Origin of the sequence: Pseudomonas sp. MWU12-3103b (assembly GCF_023100615.1) — a bacterium.
In the GTDB taxonomy this organism is placed as follows: Bacteria; Pseudomonadota; Gammaproteobacteria; order Pseudomonadales; family Pseudomonadaceae; genus Aquipseudomonas; species Aquipseudomonas putida_A.
Genome location: NZ_JALMEY010000006.1, coordinates 267252 through 287391 on the forward strand (window position 1 = coordinate 267252; position 20140 = coordinate 287391).

General features: G+C 60.2%; 13 protein-coding genes. 6 read left to right on the forward strand and 7 right to left on the reverse strand.

Annotated elements, in window-relative coordinates; genetic code table 11:
* The 3 genes from waaF to M0808_RS28475 all read right to left on the reverse strand — a co-directional run bounded on the left by waaF (position 1) and on the right by M0808_RS28475 (position 4405).
* Entirely contained in the window at positions 1 to 1035 is a 1035-nt protein-coding gene (gene waaF, locus M0808_RS12750) for a lipopolysaccharide heptosyltransferase II (RefSeq protein WP_047290935.1), read from the reverse strand.
* Between the two features lie 308 nt (positions 1036 to 1343).
* On the reverse strand, positions 1344 to 4283 hold the full coding sequence (gene glnE, locus M0808_RS12755) for a bifunctional [glutamate--ammonia ligase]-adenylyl-L-tyrosine phosphorylase/[glutamate--ammonia-ligase] adenylyltransferase (RefSeq protein WP_247841313.1): 2940 nt from the start codon (positions 4281 to 4283) through the stop codon (positions 1344 to 1346).
* Positions 4280 to 4405 (reverse strand): hypothetical protein, encoded by a 126-nt coding sequence (locus tag M0808_RS28475; RefSeq protein WP_256198919.1) that lies wholly within the window; start codon positions 4403 to 4405, stop codon positions 4280 to 4282. The genes glnE and M0808_RS28475 overlap by 4 nt, the downstream gene beginning before the upstream one ends.
* Before the next feature lie 262 nt (positions 4406 to 4667).
* Here M0808_RS28475 and aceE point away from each other — a divergent pair, with 262 nt between their 5' ends.
* The 5 genes from aceE (at position 4668) to msrA (ending at position 14778) form a co-directional block, all read left to right on the forward strand.
* Positions 4668 to 7313, forward strand: coding sequence for a pyruvate dehydrogenase (acetyl-transferring), homodimeric type (aceE, locus tag M0808_RS12760; RefSeq protein WP_003220999.1), 2646 nt, complete (start codon positions 4668 to 4670; stop codon positions 7311 to 7313).
* Positions 7314 to 7324: 11 nt separating this feature from the next.
* Entirely contained in the window at positions 7325 to 9280 is a 1956-nt protein-coding gene (gene aceF / locus M0808_RS12765) for a dihydrolipoyllysine-residue acetyltransferase (protein ID WP_247841315.1), read from the forward strand.
* A 279-nt stretch (positions 9281 to 9559) separates the two neighbouring features.
* Positions 9560 to 10957, forward strand: a complete 1398-nt coding sequence (locus M0808_RS12770) for an alkaline phosphatase D family protein (RefSeq protein ID WP_247841317.1) — start codon at positions 9560 to 9562, stop codon at positions 10955 to 10957.
* A gap of 253 nt (positions 10958 to 11210) precedes the next feature.
* Positions 11211 to 13907 carry a GGDEF and EAL domain-containing protein gene (locus M0808_RS12775; protein ID WP_247841319.1) on the forward strand — a complete coding sequence of 899 codons (2697 nt, stop codon included), beginning with the start codon at positions 11211 to 11213 and terminating at the stop codon, positions 13905 to 13907.
* Between the two features lie 205 nt (positions 13908 to 14112).
* Positions 14113 to 14778 (forward strand): peptide-methionine (S)-S-oxide reductase MsrA, encoded by a 666-nt coding sequence (gene msrA / locus M0808_RS12780; protein ID WP_139053530.1) that lies wholly within the window; start codon positions 14113 to 14115, stop codon positions 14776 to 14778.
* 124 nt (positions 14779 to 14902) lie between these two features.
* Here msrA and rlmJ read toward each other — a convergent pair whose 3' ends face one another.
* On the reverse strand, positions 14903 to 15742 hold the full coding sequence (rlmJ, locus tag M0808_RS12785) for a 23S rRNA (adenine(2030)-N(6))-methyltransferase RlmJ (RefSeq protein ID WP_003220988.1): 840 nt from the start codon (positions 15740 to 15742) through the stop codon (positions 14903 to 14905).
* A 330-nt stretch (positions 15743 to 16072) separates the two neighbouring features.
* On the opposite strand from rlmJ, the gene M0808_RS12790 reads away from it, so the two are divergent.
* Entirely contained in the window at positions 16073 to 16486 is a 414-nt protein-coding gene (locus M0808_RS12790; RefSeq protein WP_003220987.1) for a hypothetical protein, read from the forward strand.
* A 98-nt stretch (positions 16487 to 16584) separates the two neighbouring features.
* On the opposite strand, the gene M0808_RS12795 is transcribed toward M0808_RS12790, so the two are convergent.
* The 3 genes from M0808_RS12795 to M0808_RS12805 form a co-directional block, all read right to left on the reverse strand.
* Positions 16585 to 16905 (reverse strand): hypothetical protein, encoded by a 321-nt coding sequence (locus M0808_RS12795; RefSeq protein ID WP_247841321.1) that lies wholly within the window; start codon positions 16903 to 16905, stop codon positions 16585 to 16587.
* A gap of 326 nt (positions 16906 to 17231) precedes the next feature.
* Complete coding sequence (locus tag M0808_RS12800; protein ID WP_247841323.1) at positions 17232 to 17936, reverse strand: DUF4123 domain-containing protein; 705 nt, start codon at positions 17934 to 17936, stop codon at positions 17232 to 17234.
* Positions 17926 to 19941 carry a type VI secretion system tip protein VgrG gene (locus M0808_RS12805; RefSeq protein ID WP_247841325.1) on the reverse strand — a complete coding sequence of 672 codons (2016 nt, stop codon included), beginning with the start codon at positions 19939 to 19941 and terminating at the stop codon, positions 17926 to 17928. The genes M0808_RS12800 and M0808_RS12805 overlap by 11 nt, the downstream gene beginning before the upstream one ends.
* Between the last annotated feature and the right edge of the window lie 199 nt (positions 19942 to 20140).

A 20140-nucleotide genomic window follows, 5' to 3' on the forward strand; every position in this document is an offset into this window, starting at 1 on the left:
TTAATGAACCTCGACCACGGAGCCCTGCAGTTTCTGCAAGGCATCGTTGACGGCGTCCGGCATCAGCTGGCGCAGGCAGTTGTAATGGCCGAACCGGCAGGTACGGTCGAAGCACGGGCTGCAATCCAGACCCAGCCGAACGATTTCGACGTGCTCGGCCAGCGGCGGGGTGAAGCCCGGCGACGTCGAGCCGTAGACCGCCACCAGCGGACGGTTCAGCGCCGCAGCGACATGCATCAGGCCGGAGTCGTTGGACACAACCGAATCGGCGCACGACAGCAGGTCGATGGCCTCGGCCAGCGAAGTGCCGCCGCTGAGGTTGACCGACTCTTCACGCAGGCCGGGAATCAGCCGTGCGCGAATGTCTTCGCCTACCGCGTGGTCGTTTTTCGAGCCGAACAGCCACACCTGCCAGCCTTCGCGAATCCGCGCTTCGGCAACCTTGGCGTAGTGCTCGGACGGCCAGCGCTTGGATTCGCCGAACTCGGCGCCGGGGCACAGGGCCAACACCGGACGGTCCAGAGTCAGGCCGAACTTGGCCAGCGCCGCTTCGCGGGTCACCGGATCGATTTGCAGGCTCGGACGCGGATAAGGCTTTGGCAGCTCGGCGTTCGGCTCGTAAGCCAGCGCCATGAAGCGCTCGATCATCAGCGGATAACGTTCTTTATCCAGCGTGCGCACGTCATTGAGCAGGCCGTAGCGGAATTCGCCACGCCAGCCGGTGCGTTGCTTGATGCCGGCGAAAAACGGCACCAGCGCCGATTTCAGCGAGTTCGGCAGCAGGATGGCCTGATCGTACTGGCCGGCCAGGGATTTGCCGATCCGCCGACGCGTCGCCAGTTCCAGCGCGCCATGGCCGAGCGGAAAGCTCAAGGCCTTGCGCACTTCAGGCATGCGCTCAAGGATCGGCCGGCTCCACTCGGGGGCCAGCACGTCGATTTCGCATTGCGGGTGGCGCTGCTTGAGACACTGAAACAGTGTCTGCGCCATCACCATGTCACCGACCCAACTGGGCCCAACGATCAGAATATTCATGTGGTTTCCATAAACGAACCGGGGAGGCATTTACGCCTCCCCGCCTCGAGAATCACTGAGGGAGCGGCGCTGCTTGCGATGGGTCATTACCTTCAACATGACTGTCGACTGTCACTCCGCTATCGCGAGCAGGCTCGCTCCCACATGGTTTGTTCGCCTTACTTCAGATCTACAGACACTGTAAATCCACTGTGGGAGCGAGCTTGCTCGCGAAGGGGCCATCACATCCGACATCGGTGTCATCTGACACTCCGTCTTCGCGAGCAAGCTCGCTCCCACAAGGTAATCGGTGCTTCAACTATCCGGTTTCAGCTTAGCCCCAACTCTTTCCAGATCCGCAATACCTGCCGGCGCTCCTCGACAAACTGGTCGCCTGCAATCACCCCGGCGTCCTTCTGCAAGGCCTGTCGGTGGGCGGCGGAGCGGTAGGCTTTATAGGCCTCGCGCAGCAGGCTGGCATCTTCGGCAGGCATCAGCCCTTCGTGTTCCAGCTCTTCCAGAATGCGGATGTTATCGGTCCAGCGCAGCAATGGCGGGTGGCTTTGCGACCACGCCAGGGCCGCGTATTGCACCATAAATTCAATATCGACGATACCTCCGGCGTCCTGCTTGAGGTCGAACGGCGCCGTGGCCTCGAAGGCATTTGCCGCGGTACCGGCCGCCGTGCTCTTGCTGCCGAGGTTATCGCGCATCTTGGCGCGCATCTCGCTGACTTCCTGTTGCAGCTTCGCCAGATCCCGCGCCTTGCCCAAAACCTGCGCACGAACTTTCTCGAACGCCTGGCCGACATCCTGACTGCCGACCAGCACCCGCGCCCGCACCAGAGCCTGATGTTCCCAGGTCCAGGCTTCGTTTTCCTGATAGCGCTCAAACGCCCCGAGCGAGCTGACCAACAGCCCCGACGCGCCGGACGGGCGCAAACGCATATCCACCTCATACAGCTGACCGGAGTTGGTCTGCGCCGTCAGTAAGTGAATGATCCGCTGCCCCAGACGGGTGAAGAACTGCGCGCCATCGATCGGCTTCGGCCCGTCGGTTTCCGCCTGCGGATCGCCGTCATGGATGAACACCAGGTCCAGATCCGAACCATGCCCCAGTTCCAGCCCGCCGACTTTGCCATAACCGACAATGATGAAGCCGGGATCGCACAGGCTGCCATCAGTGCGCAGCGGCGTGCCGTACTTGGCCACCGTCTGGCGCCAGGCCAGCGCCAGCACTTGCTCGAGAATCGCTTCGGCGAGCCAGGTCAGGTAATCGCTGACTTTCATCAACGGCAGACTGCCGGCGATTTCCGAGGCGGCGACGCGCAAGCGGTGCGCCAGTTTGAAGTGACGCAGGGCTTCCATCTGCTGTTCGAGGTCGTCTTCGGGGATCCGCGTCAGGCGCTCGCGCAGCTCGGCGGCCAGTTCCGGCGCCAGGGGCGGCTTGAACAGCCGGCCTTCGTTGAGCAATTCGTCGAGCAGCAGCGGGAAACGGGTGATCTGTTCGGCGATCCACGGACTGGCCGCACACAGCGTCAGCAAGCGCCGCAGGGCGCCGGGGTTTTCCGTCAGCAACACTAAATAAGCCGAGCGTCGGGCCACGGCTTCGACCAGTGGCAACACTCGTTCCAGCACCAGATCCGGGTTGTCATGCTCCACCGCCTGCGCCAGCAGGCGCGGAATAAACGCATCGAGACGCTCGCGACCCAGCCGCTGCATGGCGCGCAATTGCGGACTGCCACGCAAACTGGCCAGAGCTTTCAGCGCTTTGCTCGCGTCCTTGAAGCCGCCCTCTTCCAGTTGCCGACAAGCAGCCTCTTCATCCTGCTCCTCTTCCCACAGCGGCAACCACTCACCGCCCACCACCACCTCGCAGTCGGCGCCCTCTTCCTCATCGGGATCGGCGATCACCTGCGCAAAGTGCCAGGCCACCCGACCACGCCAGAACATCAGCTTTTCATGGAAGGCCTGCCAATCGGCGAAGCCCAGCATGAACGCGATGCGCGCCTGATCCTGAGCGCCGTCCGGCAACATCTGGGTCTGGCGGTCGGCAATCGCCTGGATCGCGTGTTCGGTGTAGCGCAGGAATTCATAGCCTTCGCGCAGCTCGCTGATCACCGCCGGTGGCAGGTAGCCCTGCCCTTCCAGCGTGCTCAGCACCTTTAATAGAGGACGCTGTTGCAGGCTGAGGTCGCGCCCGCCGTGGATCAACTGGAAGGCCTGGGCGATGAACTCGACCTCGCGGATACCGCCGGAGCCGAGTTTGATGTTGTCGGCCATGCCCTTGCGCCGCACTTCCTGCTGGATCAGCTGCTTCATGGTGCGCAGCGCTTCGATCGCCGAGAAGTCCAGATAACGCCGGTAGACGAACGGGCGCAGCATATCGAGCAACTGCGCGCCGGCCGTCTGATCGCCGGCCACCACCCGCGCCTTGATCATTGCGTAGCGTTCCCAGTCGCGGCCCTGATCCTGGTAATACTGCTCCAATGCATTGAAGCTCAGCACCAGCGCGCCGGACGAACCGTACGGGCGCAGGCGCATGTCGACGCGGAACACAAAACCGTCGACGGTCATCGGGTCGAGGGCCTTGATCAGGCGCTGACCGAGGCGAATGAAGAATTCCTGATTATCCAGCGCGCGTTTCACACCGACGGTTTCGCCGCCCTCGGGATAGGCGAAGATCAGGTCGATGTCCGACGACAGATTCAACTCCACCGCGCCGAGCTTGCCCATGCCAAGGATCACCATCTGCTGCGGCAAGCCGCTGCGCCGGCCGGTCGGCGTGCCGAATTGCTGGCAATGGCGGCTGTACAGCCATTGGTAGGCCTGGTCGATGGTGGCATCGGCCATGTCGGACAGATCGCGGCAGGTCTGTACCAGATCGGCCTGGCGGTTGAGGTCACGCCAGATGATCCGCACTTGATGGCGTGCGCGCTGGCGACGCAGGACGCGTCCGAGTTCGTCTTCGCTTTGCACGGTGTTCACGGCGGCGGCAATCTGCGCGCACAATTCACCCGGTGCGAAAGGCCGGTCGAGCTCACCGGACTGCACCAGCGACAGCAACATCAAAGGGTCACGAACGCTCTGTTCAATGACGAAATCGCTGGCGGCACTGACGCGGGCGAATTGCGCCCAGCGTTCCGGGGTCCAGCTGGAGAAGCCGTGATCGTCTTCCAGCGCGGCGACGGCCGTACGGAACGACTGCTCGGATCGAGTGACCAACGGCAGGAGAATGGCGGGGAGTTCAGCGAGCACGGGCAGGGTCATGGTCTATCCTTGATCGGCGTGTAAATGGCCGCTTGTAGTGTTTGATGAAAACCCGCTACGCGAAGGACTGTCGAACAAAAGTTAGAAATAGCTGAAATTTCTTCTTCTTTGGCATCCAGCATCAAACTTTCACCTTTTTCGGATGGTAATCGACCAACCTTAACGATTATTCTCACAACGCAGTCGGAGGCCACAAGCCTTTCCTCTGTAGTTTTACTACTCGTCTATACAGGCGAAAGGCTGAAATGCTCAAAGATTTGTAGTAAAACTACACGCCGCCGGAACAACCTGTCGGCAATCCAAGAATTTTAAATCGTCTGCCCACAAGGCCAGTCGCAAACTCAGGCAACCGATTCTGGAAGCCTTTCCGCCCTGGAGCAAGCCATGCAAGACCTCGATCCCGTCGAAACCCAGGAATGGCTGGACGCCCTGGAATCGGTTCTCGACAAAGAAGGCGAAGACCGTGCTCACTATCTGATGACCCGTATGGGTGAACTGGCGACCCGCAGCGGTTCGCAGCTCCCTTACGCCATCACCACGCCTTACCGCAACACCATCCCGGTAACCCACGAAGCACGCATGCCTGGCGACCTGTTCATGGAACGCCGCATTCGCTCGCTGGTGCGCTGGAACGCAATGGCCATGGTAATGCGTACGAACCTGAAAGATTCTGACCTGGGTGGTCACATCTCCAGCTTCGCTTCCAGTGCGACCCTGTATGACATCGGCTTCAACTATTTCTTCCAGGCCCCGACCGACGAACACGGCGGTGACCTGATCTACTTCCAGGGCCACACCTCGCCAGGCGTTTACGCCCGTGCGTTCATGGAAGGCCGCATCACCGAAGACCAGATGAACAACTTCCGCCAGGAAGTCGACGGTCAGGGCCTGTCGTCCTACCCGCACCCTTGGCTGATGCCTGACTTCTGGCAGTTCCCGACCGTATCCATGGGTCTGGGTCCGATCCAGGCGATCTACCAGGCTCGCTTCATGAAGTACCTGGAACACCGCGGCTTCATCCAGCCGGGCAAACAGAAAGTCTGGTGCTTCCTGGGCGACGGCGAGTGCGACGAGCCGGAATCCCTGGGTGCGATCTCCCTGGCCGGCCGCGAGAAGCTGGACAACCTGATCTTCGTCATCAACTGCAACCTGCAGCGCCTCGACGGCCCGGTTCGCGGCAACGGCAAGATCATCCAGGAACTCGAAGGCGTGTTCCGCGGTGCACAGTGGAACGTGACCAAAGTCATCTGGGGCCGTTTCTGGGACCCACTGCTGGCCAAAGACGTCGACGGCATCCTGCAACGTCGCATGGACGAAGTCATCGACGGCGAGTACCAGAACTACAAAGCCAAAGACGGTGCGTTCGTTCGCGAGCACTTCTTCAACACGCCTGAACTCAAGGCGATGGTTGCCGACCTGTCCGACGACGAGATCTGGAAACTCAACCGTGGCGGCCACGACCCGTACAAGGTCTATGCGGCGTACCACGAAGCGGTCAACCACAAAGAACAACCAACCGTCATCCTCGCCAAGACCATCAAGGGTTATGGCACCGGTGCCGGCGAAGCGAAAAACACTGCGCACAACACCAAGAAAGTCGACGTCGACAGCCTGAAGTTGTTCCGCGATCGCTTCGACATCCCGGTCAAGGACGAAGAGCTGGAGAACCTGCCGTTCTTCAAGCCAGAGCCAAACAGCGCCGAAGCCCGCTACCTGAGCGAGCGCCGTGCCGCACTGGGCGGTTTCGTACCGCAGCGCCGCGCGCAGAGCTTCAGCGTACCGACGCCGGACCTGGACACCCTGAAAGCCATCCTCGATGGTTCGGGCGACCGTGAAATTTCCACCACCATGGCCTTCGTGCGGATCCTCGCGCAACTGGTCAAGGACAAGGAAATCGGCCCGCGCATCGTGCCAATCATCCCGGACGAAGCCCGTACCTTCGGTATGGAAGGCATGTTCCGTCAGCTGGGCATCTACTCCTCCGTCGGCCAGCTCTACGAGCCAGTCGATAAAGACCAGGTGATGTTCTACAAGGAAGACCAGAAAGGTCAGATCCTTGAAGAAGGCATCAACGAAGCAGGCGCCATGAGTTCCTTCATCGCTGCCGGTACTTCGTACTCCAGCCACAACCAGCCGATGCTGCCGTTCTACATCTTCTACTCGATGTTCGGCTTCCAGCGTATCGGTGACCTGGCCTGGGCCGCTGGCGACAGCCGTACCCGTGGCTTCCTGATCGGCGGCACCGCCGGCCGTACCACCCTGAACGGTGAAGGTCTGCAGCACGAAGACGGTCACAGCCACCTGCTGGCCGCGACCATCCCGAACTGCCGCACCTACGATCCGACCTACGGCTACGAGCTGGCGGTGATCATTCAGGACGGCATGAAGAAGATGACCGAAGAGCAACAGGACATCTTCTACTACATCACCGTGATGAACGAGTCGTACCAGCAGCCAGCCATGCCGGCCGGTGCCGAAGAAGGCATCAAGAAAGGCATGTACCTGCTTGAAGAAGACACCCGCGATGCAGCGCATCATGTACAGCTGATGGGCTCCGGCACCATCCTGCGTGAAGTGCGTGAAGCGGCGAAGATCCTGCGTGAAGAGTTCAACATCGGCGCCGACGTATGGAGTGTCACCAGCTTCAACGAACTGCGTCGCGACGGCCTGGCCGTAGAGCGCAGCAACCGTCTGAAGCCTGGCCAGAAGCCTAAGCAGAGCTACGTTGAAGAGTGCCTGAGCGGCCGTAAGGGTCCGGTCATCGCTTCTACCGACTACATGAAGCTGTTCGCCGAGCAGATCCGTCAGTGGGTACCGTCCAAGGAATTCAAAGTCCTGGGCACCGACGGTTTCGGCCGCAGCGACAGCCGCAAGAAACTGCGTCATTTCTTCGAAGTCGACCGTCATTTCGTGGTGTTGGCAGCCCTGGAAGCACTGGCTGACCGTGGTGATATCGAACCTAAAGTGGTGGCCGAGGCCATCGTCAAGTTCGGCATCGACCCGGAAAAACGCAACCCACTGGACTGCTGAGGAGACATTTTGTGAGCGAACTCATTCGCGTACCTGACATCGGCAGCGGTGAAGGTGAAGTAATTGAACTGTTTGTGAAGGTCGGCGACCGTATCGAAGCCGACCAGAGCATCCTGACCCTGGAATCGGACAAGGCCAGCATGGAAGTGCCGGCCCCGAAAGCCGGCGTCATCAAGAGCCTGAAAGTCAAGCTGGGCGACCGTCTGAAAGAAGGCGACGAACTGCTTGAGCTGGAAGTCGAGGGCGCCGCTGCCGCGGCCCCTGCTCCTGCTGCTCCGGCCAAGAAAGCCGAAGAAAAACCGGCTGCGGCCCCTGCCGCCGCCGCGCCAGCCGCTGCGCCTGCCGCCGCTTCGGTGCAGCAAGTGCACGTGCCGGACATCGGTTCCTCGGGCAAGGCGCAGATCATCGAGATCCAGGTCAAGGTCGGCGACACCGTCGAGGCTGATCAATCTTTGATCACCCTGGAATCCGACAAGGCGAGCATGGAAATCCCGTCGCCTGCCGCGGGCGTGGTCAAGGCCATCAGCGTCAAGCTCAACGACGAAGTCGGCACCGGCGACCTGATTCTGGATCTGGAAGTGGCGGGTGCTGCGGCCCCGGCTGCGGCCGCTCCGGCTCAGGCCGCTGCGCCAGCCGCTGCTGCGCCTGCTCCTGCGGCAGCCCCAGCTGCTCCAGTGGCTGACAGCGTTCAGGACATCCATGTTCCGGACATCGGTTCGGCCGGCAAGGCCAAGATCATTGAAGTGTTGGTCAAGGCTGGCGACAGCGTTGAAGCCGACCAGTCACTGATCACTCTCGAATCCGACAAGGCAAGCATGGAAATCCCATCGCCTGCCGCTGGCGTGGTGGAAAGCATTTCCATCAAGCTGGACGACGAAGTCGGTACCGGCGACCTGATCCTCAAGCTGAAAGTCAAAGGCGCAGCCCCTGCTGCTGCCCCGGCTCCAGCTGCCGCCGCTGCGCCAAGCGCTCCGGCACCGGCCGCTGCTGCTCCGGCTGCCGCTGCACCTGCTGCTGCCGCTCCGGTTGCTGCTCCGGCCAAGCCTGGTGCCAAAGTTCACGCCGGCCCGGCCGTGCGTCAACTGGCCCGCGAGTTCGGCGTCGAGCTGAGCGCCGTTGGCGCCAGCGGTCCGCACGGTCGCATCCTCAAGGAAGACGTGCAGGTTTACGTCAAGGCGATGATGCAGAAGGCCAAGGAAGCGCCGGCTGCTGGCGGCGCAACCGGTGGCGCGGGCATCCCGCCGATCCCGGTCGTGGACTTCAGCCGCTTCGGTGAAATCGAAGAAGTGCCGATGACCCGCCTGATGCAGGTCGGCGCTGCCAACCTGCACCGCAGCTGGCTGAACGTGCCGCACGTGACGCAATTCGACTCGGCGGATATCACCGAGCTGGAAGCGTTCCGCGTTGCGCAGAAAGCCGTCGCAGAGAAGGCCGGCGTCAAGCTGACCATCCTGCCGCTGCTGCTCAAGACCTGTGCGCACCTGCTCAAGGAACTGCCGGACTTCAACAGTTCGCTGGCGCCAAGCGGCAAGGCGATCATTCGCAAGAAGTACGTCAACATCGGTTTCGCGGTCGACACTCCAGATGGCCTGCTGGTACCGGTCATCAAGAACGTCGACCAGAAGAGCCTGCTGCAACTGGCTGCAGAAGCTGCTTCGCTGGCTGAAAAAGCCCGCACCAAGAAGCTCTCTTCGGACGAGATGCAAGGCGCCTGCTTCACCATTTCCAGCCTCGGCCACATTGGCGGCACCGGCTTCACGCCGATCGTCAACGCGCCCGAAGTGGCGATCCTCGGTGTTTCCAAGGCAACCATCCAGCCAGTCTGGGACGGCAAAGCCTTCCAGCCGAAACTGATGCTGCCACTGTCGCTGTCCTACGATCACCGTGTGATCAACGGCGCCGCCGCTGCACGCTTCACCCAGCGTCTGGGCAGCCTGCTGGGCGACATCCGCACCATCCTGCTGTAAAGCGTTCGGCCCTCCGGCAACGGAGGGCCGATTGCGTCCCACGTTTTCGAGCGCCACACGCTCGTACCTCAACCCCGTCAGTTTGACGGGGCTTTTTTTGCCCGAAGAAAAGTTACAACGCTTTTATTCCTACAACTTCGGTCTACTTAAGCCACGAGTCCAGTCCACTTCGCGCCGATATTTTTTATCCGCCGACAACTAACCTTGGCGGCACAAGTTAAACGAATAACTTGCTAAACACTGACCGTTATTCAAGTATCAATTCGAACGGATTCGAACATGTTAAAACCAACTGTCGGCCCGATTATTGGCCATACAACAACTAATCACGCACGCATCTTCATGCGCGGCGACTCGCAAAACAACGCCACCACATTTGCCGGCCTGCGTTATCGAAAGCGCGACAGCAATCAATGGTCAAATAGCCTTTTTTCCCGTTTAAGTGCTTTGCGCGATTTTTGCCAGGTCTTTTCATTGAATGACCTGGAGAGCCATTGCGAATACGAATACCAGACGGGCTGGTTCAGCCCCATGAGCCCGGTGCATACCGTCGAGAGCATCGCCGAATTGCCTTTGCAATGGCCGCGCGAGATCTACCGCTTTCGCACCCGTGCCAGCGACCCCGCGCAGCCACGCGCTTACATCATCGGCTCCTGTCGCTACCTGCGCATGACCGCCGGCATTGCTTCCCTGCCCCAAATTGGCGACCGTATATTCGCCTCGATCAATCAGTTGATCGAAGGCGCCGAGCCGCCGATCAGCGCCACCCTGATGACCGGAGACCAGATCTATGTCGACGACCTCAACCTGATTGCCCCGGATCGCGAATACAAGGACATCCTCGACAAATACCGCGCGGCGTTCTCGCAACCGAATATTCAGCGGCTGATGTCCGGCACTTCGACTTACATGATCCTCGACGATCACGAAATTGAAGACAACTGGCCGGCGAACGCCAGCAAGTCCGATCATGAGTTATATCGCAATGCAATGGCGGCGTATGAGTTGTATCAAGCCAGTCATAGTCCGGCGCATGAACTAACAGTTGATGGCGAGATTGATCATTCAAAACTGGCGCATTACTGGTATCAGTTCAGCGATGGCGATATTGAATGGTTTGTCACTGATAGCCGCACTCGGCGCAACCTGGCTGCTGATGATCGACGCATCCTGGACAGCGAGCAGGAACAGGCCCTGGTCGCCTGGCTGAGCAACAGCAAGGCACGGGTCAAATTCGTGGTCACCAGCGTGATGTTCTATCCGGATCGCAAACTGCACGGCGACGATGCCTGGAAAGCCTTCCCGGAGCAGCGCCTGCGTCTGCTGGAAACCATTCGCACCCAACAGATCAGGAATGTCGTATTCGTCTCGGGCGACGTGCACGGCTCGCTGACCTCGCGCCTGACCCATAGCGAAGACCCGGACTTCGAAGTCCACACCATCGTTTCCTCGCCGCTGTGCAACAGCAAGCTGTTGCCCTATGCCAAGGCGTCGACGTTCATCCTCGATCAACCGCTGGCGCGCACGGCCGCGGGCGATTATCGGCATGAATTGACCAGCGCGGTGGTCAGTGAGGACAACTTCGCCCATGTGGTGGTCGAGGCTGATCAGATTCTGGTCTATTACCATGATCGGGATGGCAAGAAGCTGCAATCGATCAGCATTAAATTGCGTTGAATTCTGAAAAGATCGCAGCCTGCGGCAGCTCCTGAAGGACTTCGTATTCCCTGTAGGAGTTGCCGCAGGCTGCGATCTTTTGCTCTTTTCAACCACCCACTGGAGAAATGCCCCGAGCGGCCGACACATTCTTATAGCACTTGGCCTTCATCTCTCTTGTCAGTCGGTGCCGCAATGATGCAACCTTGCCGCAGGCAACAGTAAAGAGGGCGCGAGCCCGGCGCGTTCAGCATATTTCCAAGCGAGTTCCTTCATGAAGAGCCAACCCGATGCCGCCAGCCGTATGGCGGCCGAGGTAGTGACGCAGTTGCCTGTGCCCTCGCGGCTCGGCATGCTGCGTTTCGAGCGCTTGAATGAAGCCAGTTGGGCAATGCTGTTTCTTGACCCCAACTGCGAACGCCAGTTCGGCCAGCCGGCCGTCGAGCTCTGTGCACTGGTCGGTTCACCGTATGCCAGCCTGATGGAGCCTGAAGCGCGCTATCAACTGCACGACACCATTCAGCAGCAACTGCGTGACAGTCCGCACTATCTGGTGCGCTACGCACTGCACACCGCTGCGGGCGTGCTGAGCATCCTCGAACTGGGCGAAGCCTATAAACAGCACAATCGACACTTGCTGCGCGGTTATTTGCTGGCGGTCGATGACGTGTTCGACGAAGCGCCAACGCTGCCGTCCGTTGACCTCGAAACCCAGAACTCGCGCCTGCAGATCGCCCTCGAACTCAACCAACGTGCCCAGCAGGAACAACTGCAGCACCTTGATCGGGTGCGCGCCCAGCAGGATCTGATTCTGCTGCTCGCCCGCCAGCGCTACAGCAGCCACAACTCGCTGCAGGAAGCCGCCGAACTGATCACCCGCTGCGCCTGCGATATCTATGAAATCGACTGCGCCAGCCTGTGGAACCTCGAAGGCAATCTGCTGGTGCCGATTTCGGCGTATCACCGCGCAACGCAGGAATACATCCTGCCGGAAGTGATCGACATCAGCGGCTTCCCCGACTACATGGAAGCGCTGCACGGCAGCCGCGCCATCGACGCGCACAATGCGATGCGCGACCCGCGCACCCGTGAGATGGCCGAAGCCCTGCGCCCGCGTGACGTCAACGCCATGCTCGACGCCAGCATCCGGGTCGACGGCCAAGTGGTCGGCGTGCTCTGCCTGGAGCAGACCGGCGTGACCCGCGCCTGGCAGTCCGACGAAATCGCCTTTGCCGGTGAGCTGGCCGACCAGTTCGCCCAGGTCATCAACAACCACAACCGCCGCACCGCCACCAGCGCCCTGCACCTGTTCCAGCGTGCGGTCGAGCAAAGTGCCAACGCCTTTCTGCTGGTCAATTGCGACGGCGTGGTCGAGTACGTCAACCCGAGCTTCACCGCGATTACCCAGTACTCCACCGAGGAAGTCCACGGCCAGCGCCTGTCGGAGCTGCCGGCGCTGGAAAACCTCAGCGAGCTGCTGTTCGACGCACCCTCGGCGCTGGCCAAGAGCAACAGCTGGCAGGGCGAATTCAAGAGCCGGCGCAAAAACCTCGAACCGTACTGGGGCCAGTTGTCGATCTCCAAGGTGTATGGCGACAACCGTGAGCTGACGCACTACATCGGCATCTACGAAGACATCACCCAGACCAAACTGGCGCAGCAGCGCATAGAACGTCTGGCGTACACCGACAACCTGACCAACCTCGGCAACCGCCCGGCGTTTATCCGCAATCTGGATGAACGCTTCGCCCGCGATAGCGATACCCCGATCAGCCTGCTGCTGGTGGACATCGACAACTTCAAGCGGATCAACGACAGCCTCGGTCACCAGACCGGTGACAAACTGCTGATCAGCCTTGCCCGGCGCCTACGCAACAGCCTCAGCCCGAGCGGCAGCCTCGCGCGTTTCGCCAGTAACGAATTTGCAGTGCTGCTCGACGACACCGACCTCGCCACCGGCCAGCAGATCGCCAACCAATTACTGGCGACCCTCGATAAACCGATGTTCGTCGACAACCAGCTGATCAGTGTCACCGGCTCCGTGGGCCTGGCCTGTGCGCCGCTGCATGGTCGCGATCCGCAGACCCTGATGCGCAACGCCGGTCTGGCCCTGCACAAGGCCAAGGCCAACGGCAAACATCAGGTGCAAGTCTTCACCGAGGCGCTGAATGCCGAGGCCAGTTACAAGCTGTTCGTCGAGAACAACCTGCGCCGCGCCCTGACCCAGAACGAGCTGGACGTGTTCTACCAGCCCAAGCTGTGCCTGCGCAGCGGTCGCCTGCTGGGCATGGAAGCGCTGCTGCGCTGGAATCACCCGGAACGCGGCATGATCCGCCCGGACCAGTTCATCAGCGTTGCCGAAGAGACCGGCCTGATCATTCCGATCGGCAAGTGGATCGCGCGTCAGGCCTGCCGCATGAGCAAGGCACTGACCGCTGCGGGCATGGGCAATCTGCAAGTGGCAATCAACCTCTCGCCGAAGCAGTTCTCCGACCCGGATCTGGTCGCGTCCATCGCCAACATCCTCAAGGAAGAAGCGCTGCCGGCCAATCTGCTCGAACTGGAGCTGACCGAAGGCCTGTTGCTGGAAGCCACCGAAGACACTCACTTGCAGCTCGACCAGCTCAAGCGTCTGGGCCTGACCCTGGCCATGGACGACTTCGGCACCGGTTACTCGTCGCTCAGCTACCTGAAGAAATTCCCGATCGACATCATCAAGATCGATCGCAGCTTCATCCACGAAATCCCCGACAACCAGGACGACATGGAAATCACCTCCGCGGTGATCGCCATGGCCCACAACCTGAAGCTCAAAGTCGTGGCCGAAGGCATCGAGACCGCCGAGCAACTGGCGTTCCTGCGTCGCCACCGCTGCGACGTCGGCCAGGGCTACCTGTTCGACCGGCCGATCCCCGGCGCCGAGCTGATCCAGGCGCTCAAGCGCTACCCGCGCGGCCCGCTCTGCCTCTAGCCCCCACCGATATCCCTGTCGATGAATTCCACTTGTGGGAGCGGGCTTGCTCGCGAATGCGGTTTGTCAGGCAATCTTGATGTCGACTGACACACCGCATTCGCGAGCAAGCCCGCTCCCACATTTGAATAGTGCGAAATCCGGCATCATTCGGCACACTGACGGTCTGACTTTTTACATCCCATCCTGACTGAGAGGAACGATCATGGTTCTGCGCTCGGAAATTCTGGTGAACAAAAACGTGCTACCGACCAAAGAACAAGCGCTGCCCGGCCGCGAAACCGCGATGACCCTACCTGAAAAGCATTTCGTCTTCGAAGAAACTCCGCTGCTCGGCCCGTTTTTCCAGGACGTCGACTTTGCGATCTTCGGTCTGGGTTGCTTCTGGGGGGCGGAGCGCCGCTTCTGGCAGCGCGAAGGCGTGGTCAGCACCGTGGTCGGCTACGCCGGCGGCTACACGCCGAACCCGACCTACGAAGAAGTCTGCTCGGGCCTGACCGGCCACGCCGAAGTGGTACTGGTGGTGTATGACAAGGCCAAGGTCAGCTACGAAGAGCTGCTGGCGATGTTCTGGGAGCTGCACAACCCGACGCAGGGCATGCGTCAGGGCAACGACATCGGCACCCAATACCGTTCGGTGATCTACGCGACCTCGCCAGAGCAACTGGACGCTGCGCTGAAGAGCAAAGCGGTGTATCAGGCTGAACTGTCGAAGGCGGGTCTGGGCGACATCAGCACCGAGATCGAGCAGGCGCCGACCGTGTACTTCGCCGAGGCGTATCACCAGCAATATCTGGCGAAGAACCCTGAGGGCTATTGCGGGATTGGCGGCACCGGCGTGTGCATGCCACCGAGCCTGGCGGGTAACTAAACCCCAAAGCATCGCGGGCAAGCCCGCTCCCACAGGTTTAGCGCCGACTTCAAAATGGCGCAGTACTTTGTGGGAGCGGGCTTGCCCGCGAAGGCGTCCGTTCAGACACCGCTAAAACAGTTGATCAGCTTTCAGCAATCAACCAATCCATCTGCCACCCACCCTGAGTCTGCCCAAGCTTCTTGGACAACCACGGCAGCAGCTCACGCAATTCTTCCTCCAGCCCCCACGGCGGATTGGCAATCGCCATCCCCGAGCCGTTGAGGCTGTTCGGCGTATCCAGCGGATGCACCAGCAGTTCCACGCGCAGCAACTTCGGCGCACCGGTACCAGCCAGATCCTGATAGAAACGTCGCAGCGCACGCTGGTCCTTTACCGGGTACCAGATCGCCGCCACGGTTTGGCGCATCCGGCCAATCGCTTCTTTCAGCGACGCCGCACACTTTTGCATCTCGTCGAGCTGCTCGAACGGCGGATCGATCAACATCACCGCACGCTTCTCCTGCACCGGCAGCATCGCCCGCGCCACATGCCAGCCCTCGCCCAGATGCACCTTGACCCGACGGTCACCGGCCATGTTCTCTTTGAGCTGCACCCCGTCTTCCGGGTGTTTCTCGTTGAGCATCACCCGGTCCTGAGGCCGGGTCAGACGCCGCGCTAACTCCGGCGAACCCGGGTAGTAGCGCAACTGGCCATCCGGGTTCATCTCGTGCAGCACCTTCATGTAGTCGGCGGTCAGCGCCGGAAGATCCGGCTGATCCCACAAACGCGCAATGCCTTCCAGGTACTCGCCGGTACGGTTGGCCTGATCACCCTGCAAGTCATACAAACCGATACCGGCGTGCGTATCGAGATAGGCAAACGGCTGCTCCTTGCGCGACATCAAGGCGATGAGGCGGGTCAAGGTCAGGTGTTTGAACACATCGGCGTGATTGCCGGCATGGAAGGCGTGACGATAATTCATGGCTGCTCCTGCGAGGGCCGTGAAGTTTACCTTTTACCGGGCGGCAAGTCAGGGGTTGGCGGCCGAGCGGACAAAAGCCGGCCCTCACCCTAACCCTCTCCCGGAGGCAGAGGGGACTAACGGTGGTGATCTTGCGAGTTACATCGACCTGAATGATCAGCGTGATCTCAGGCTTGGCCAACTGACGTTCACCACCGAAGGCGCAGGTCGGCGTACATCACCCAGACAACTCGGTCAGTCCCCTTTCCCTCTGGGAGAGGGCTAGGGTGAGGGGCTTTGCTTTTATGGCGTTAAACTGGCGAACCATGAACGACAGGAAGTCAAAAACTCATGCAATATCTGATCATCTGCTTATTCAGCCTGCTTAGCCCATACCTCGCCCTTGCCGACGAAACTCACATTGAACAGGCACGCCAGTCACTAAAAAACTACGGACTGAGCCACTGCATTCTGAAGCCATTCAACGAACGCTCCGCGCTGGAAAAAGACATCGCACTGTCCGCCAATGCCTATTCGTTCATGGGCAAAGGCATGCATACCATTTTGCAAAATGAAGACACGCTCCAGGTGCTGCACGATCCCTACAAAGAAACCCGAAACTACGTGTTGGCGGCTTACGAGCAGAAACCTTCAAACAGTAAATACTCGAATGAAAAAGTAGTGTTTTTTGGGTGCATGAAGGTCTACAACTCCGAGGCGTTCGACCGCTTTATCAAAACTCAGGATGCGTATATCGCTGATTGAGCCAAAGTCCAAAGATCGCAGCCGTCACGCAGCTCCTACACAGGATTGGCGTTCCCCCCTGTAGGAGCTGCCGAAGGCTGCGATCTTTTGCTCTTTTTTCAGGCCGGCATCGCGCTCAAGCGTTTGCCGATGACATCCAGCACATCGCAGCCGTCACGCAGCGGAATGGCGCAGAGCATGGCGAAGTCGCTGAGGATGATGGAGTCGCACTCGACCGAGCCGCGCATGCACATGTTTTCCAGCACTTGAATCACGGCGCGGATGCGGTGGTTGGCGGCGTCCATTAGGATGTCGAGGGGGACTTGGGTGTCGATGAACAGGGTGGGCATGTCGCTGCAGTTGCCGGTCAGGGCCATGAAGCGGTTGTCGGGATGGGGGATGATTTGTTCGTAGGGTGGGTCGGGTTTAAGCATCGTCATATTTTCTACCATGGATGTGAAAATGAACTGCCTCGCTCCTTCCTACGGGATCGGGTGGCAGCTGTGCACGGGAGTAGGAACCGACCCATGGAATTCGGCCACGCCAAAGCGTGCCCCGCACACAGCCGCCGCTAAAGATATTGCTGGCACAAGTTACATGTCGCAATTAAATCAACAGCGCTGATGCACCATAGGTAACGGGTTCCTACACCCTGCCACCACTCTCGCAGTGACAACGAAAAGACTATCCCCGCAACCCACCGCCCACCAGTTCATGAAATCCGCCGCAACTCGCGGGAAATTTCCGAAGCCTTCGCCCGGAAATTTCATTCTGCTTCGTCCTGCAAATACGCCAACAGCACCGATGGCGACGATTCTTCCGACGCCGAAACCTGAAAAAACTGCTGAACCTTGCAGCGCAACACAGCCTGCGGAAACGCCTCGTACAGCGCCGGATGCTCCTCGCTCAGCCACTGCAGCGCATTCCCGATCCGGACTGAATTCCCTGCTGAAGCCAGCACTGACTCAGGCACTTTCCACCAGGGAAACACCCGCCCTGAAACCTGCGCCCTGCCCCCAATCTCCACGGCCTGTCCATTGATCAAGCCGCGCGAGATCACCGGCATCAACTGCGCAGAATGCACTTCATCGGACTGCAGGATCGGCAACAAAAACCGCCCATCCCAGAAGCGAAAAAACACCGCTTTGCCATCCGGCATCAGCACCTGAGTCAGGCTGCAAAAATGCTCGACCAGCACTTCCAGGCTCGCGGAAGATACCGCCAGCCAACCCCAGTCGCGAGACTCGGTAGAGGCCACCCAATCGAGAAACTCACTGTCCGCCGCGACAATTCCCACGAAGGGCATCACCGCGTCCCACTCGGCGTAGATCGTGTCCGCCCAGATCGGGGCCGGCGCGACCAGCGGAGGCCTGGCGTCGCTGGCATTACTGAAAATCGCGAACAGTTGCTCCGAAGGTTTCAGCGGTTCACGCGCCAGCCACTCTGCAGGTGTGAGGCACTCAGGCTGCACAGACACCGTCCTTGCAACGCTCGCATTCTTCGCAGAATGGTGCATCACCTTTAAAGCTCATGATTTGCGCAGCAGTGAGCATGGCCGCTGGTGCTGCTGCGAGTTTTGCCGGCAACCCCGGCACACTCGGCGCCGCGCTCATCGCCGCCATTGGCGCCCCACCCACGACAATCGGCACGCTACTGAAAATCCCGCCGGGACCGATGTTGATCCATTGCCCGCCGGCCTGAATCGTCGCGCTCGCGCCACCGTCGATCACCACTTGTTGCCCGGCACTGACGTGAATTTGTGCGCTCGCACTGGTTGCCTGACTACTCACCCGAATATGCCGATCACCAATAACCGTGAGGTGATCGTCCTGTTTCACTTCGGTCTGGCGCTGGCCGTGGGTGATGCGCTGCTCGTCAGCCTTGAGTTCATGGCTGGCAAGGCCAGTGACGACAATGCTGCGCTGGTTGTCGACCTGCACCTGCTGGTCGTGCAGGACATGCTGGGTCCAATTGCGCTGGGCGCGCAGGTAAATTTCCTCGGCGCCTTTCTTGTCCTCGATGCGCAGTTCGTTATAACCGCCGCCACCGGGGCTGCTCTGGCTGCGCAGGATGCTGCGGGTCTTGTCCGCTGGCAAATCCAGCGGCAGCGGAGTTGCGGCGTTTGGCAGGCAACCCATCACCAACGGTTTGTCGGCATCGGCATCGATGAAACCGACCAGCACTTCCATGCCGACCCGCGGGATCAGCACGCTGCCGTAATGATCATGCGCCCAACCCGTGGCAACGCGCAGCCAGCAACTGGAATGCTCGTTGAGCTCGCCGTCACGATCCCAGGCCAGTTGCACCTTGACCCGGCCGTACTCGTCGCAATGGATTTCCGTGTCTTGCGGCCCGGTGACCACGGCCGGTTGATAACCGGGCATGCGCGGTTTTTCCGGCCCCAACGCCGGGCGAAAGAACACCTCCCACGGCGTGGCAAGAAAGGTATTACGGTAACCCTGGAATGTTTCCCCATCGCTGGTCACCGATTCCTCCAGCACTTGCGGCTGTCGGCCATGATGCTCGATGGCGGTGAGCAGCCACAGGTCATTCCAGTCCTGGCGCGGATGCTCGCTCAGTTGCAGGAAATGTCCGCAAACCAGTGCGGATACGTCGCTGATGCCCTCAGCCTGACGGTAGTCGGCGACATGCCTTTCCAGCGTACGTTGCGCCAGTTGCCTGCCGGTTTCTCGATCGTTGAATTGGCCGGGAAAGTGATAGTCCTCGAGCACCGGGCGCTGCTCACTGTCGCTGCGGCTTTGCAGTTGCAGTCGCGGCTTTTCGAAGTTGTAGTCGCGCCGGGTGACCACGCTGGTGCGAGTCTCCACCCGGACGTTGAAGCGCTTGATGGCCGGCGCCGTCGACGCCATGCCGCTGCCCGGCAGATACAGCGTCGGCTCGGCCAGGCGCGGAAACACCGTTTGATCGTCGCCGAACACCAACAGATGGCCTTCGGGACTGTGCTGAAAGTGGTAATGAATGCCGACCTCGGCACACAGGCGCTGGATGAACGCCAGATCGCTCTCGACGTATTGCACGCAATATTCCCGCACCGGGTAATCGCTGCCGAGGCGGAACTCGAAGGCATCGCGCAGGATTGCGTGATCCTTGAGGATCTGCGCGACGATCTGCGGAACCGTCTGATGCTGAAAAATCCGCTGGTTGATGCGGTGACCGAGGTAGGTCAGACGCGACACCAGGCTCAGGTGGTAGCGCGTCAGACGTTTCCCGGAATCGCCCTGCCCGACCTGATAAATCTGACCATGGACACCGGAACCTTCCGCATCGAAGCTCAGAAACGCCTGACGGTGCAGCAGGCTTTCGAGGTCCAGATCCGGACGCTCACTGACCAGTTCCAGCTCGAAACGAAAGGGTTGGCTGATGGCTTCCTTGCCCGTGAACTCAAGGACTTTGAGATCAACTTGGGCGCCTTCGAGGGTCAACGTGAAACGCGGTTGATTGGCAGGCGCGAACATCCGATGTCTCTCTGCAGATTGAGGGCGGGCGATTCTGCATGAGGGGCAAGAGGTGTTGGGTGGGTGACGGGAAAATCAGATTTGCCCTACTTTTCCTGTCGAAAAAGCCTTCGAAAATCGGCGCATGCGACTACAGACAACCCTCTCAAAATCACCCCCGAACAACTGTGGGAGCGGGCTTGCTCGCGAATGCGGTGGG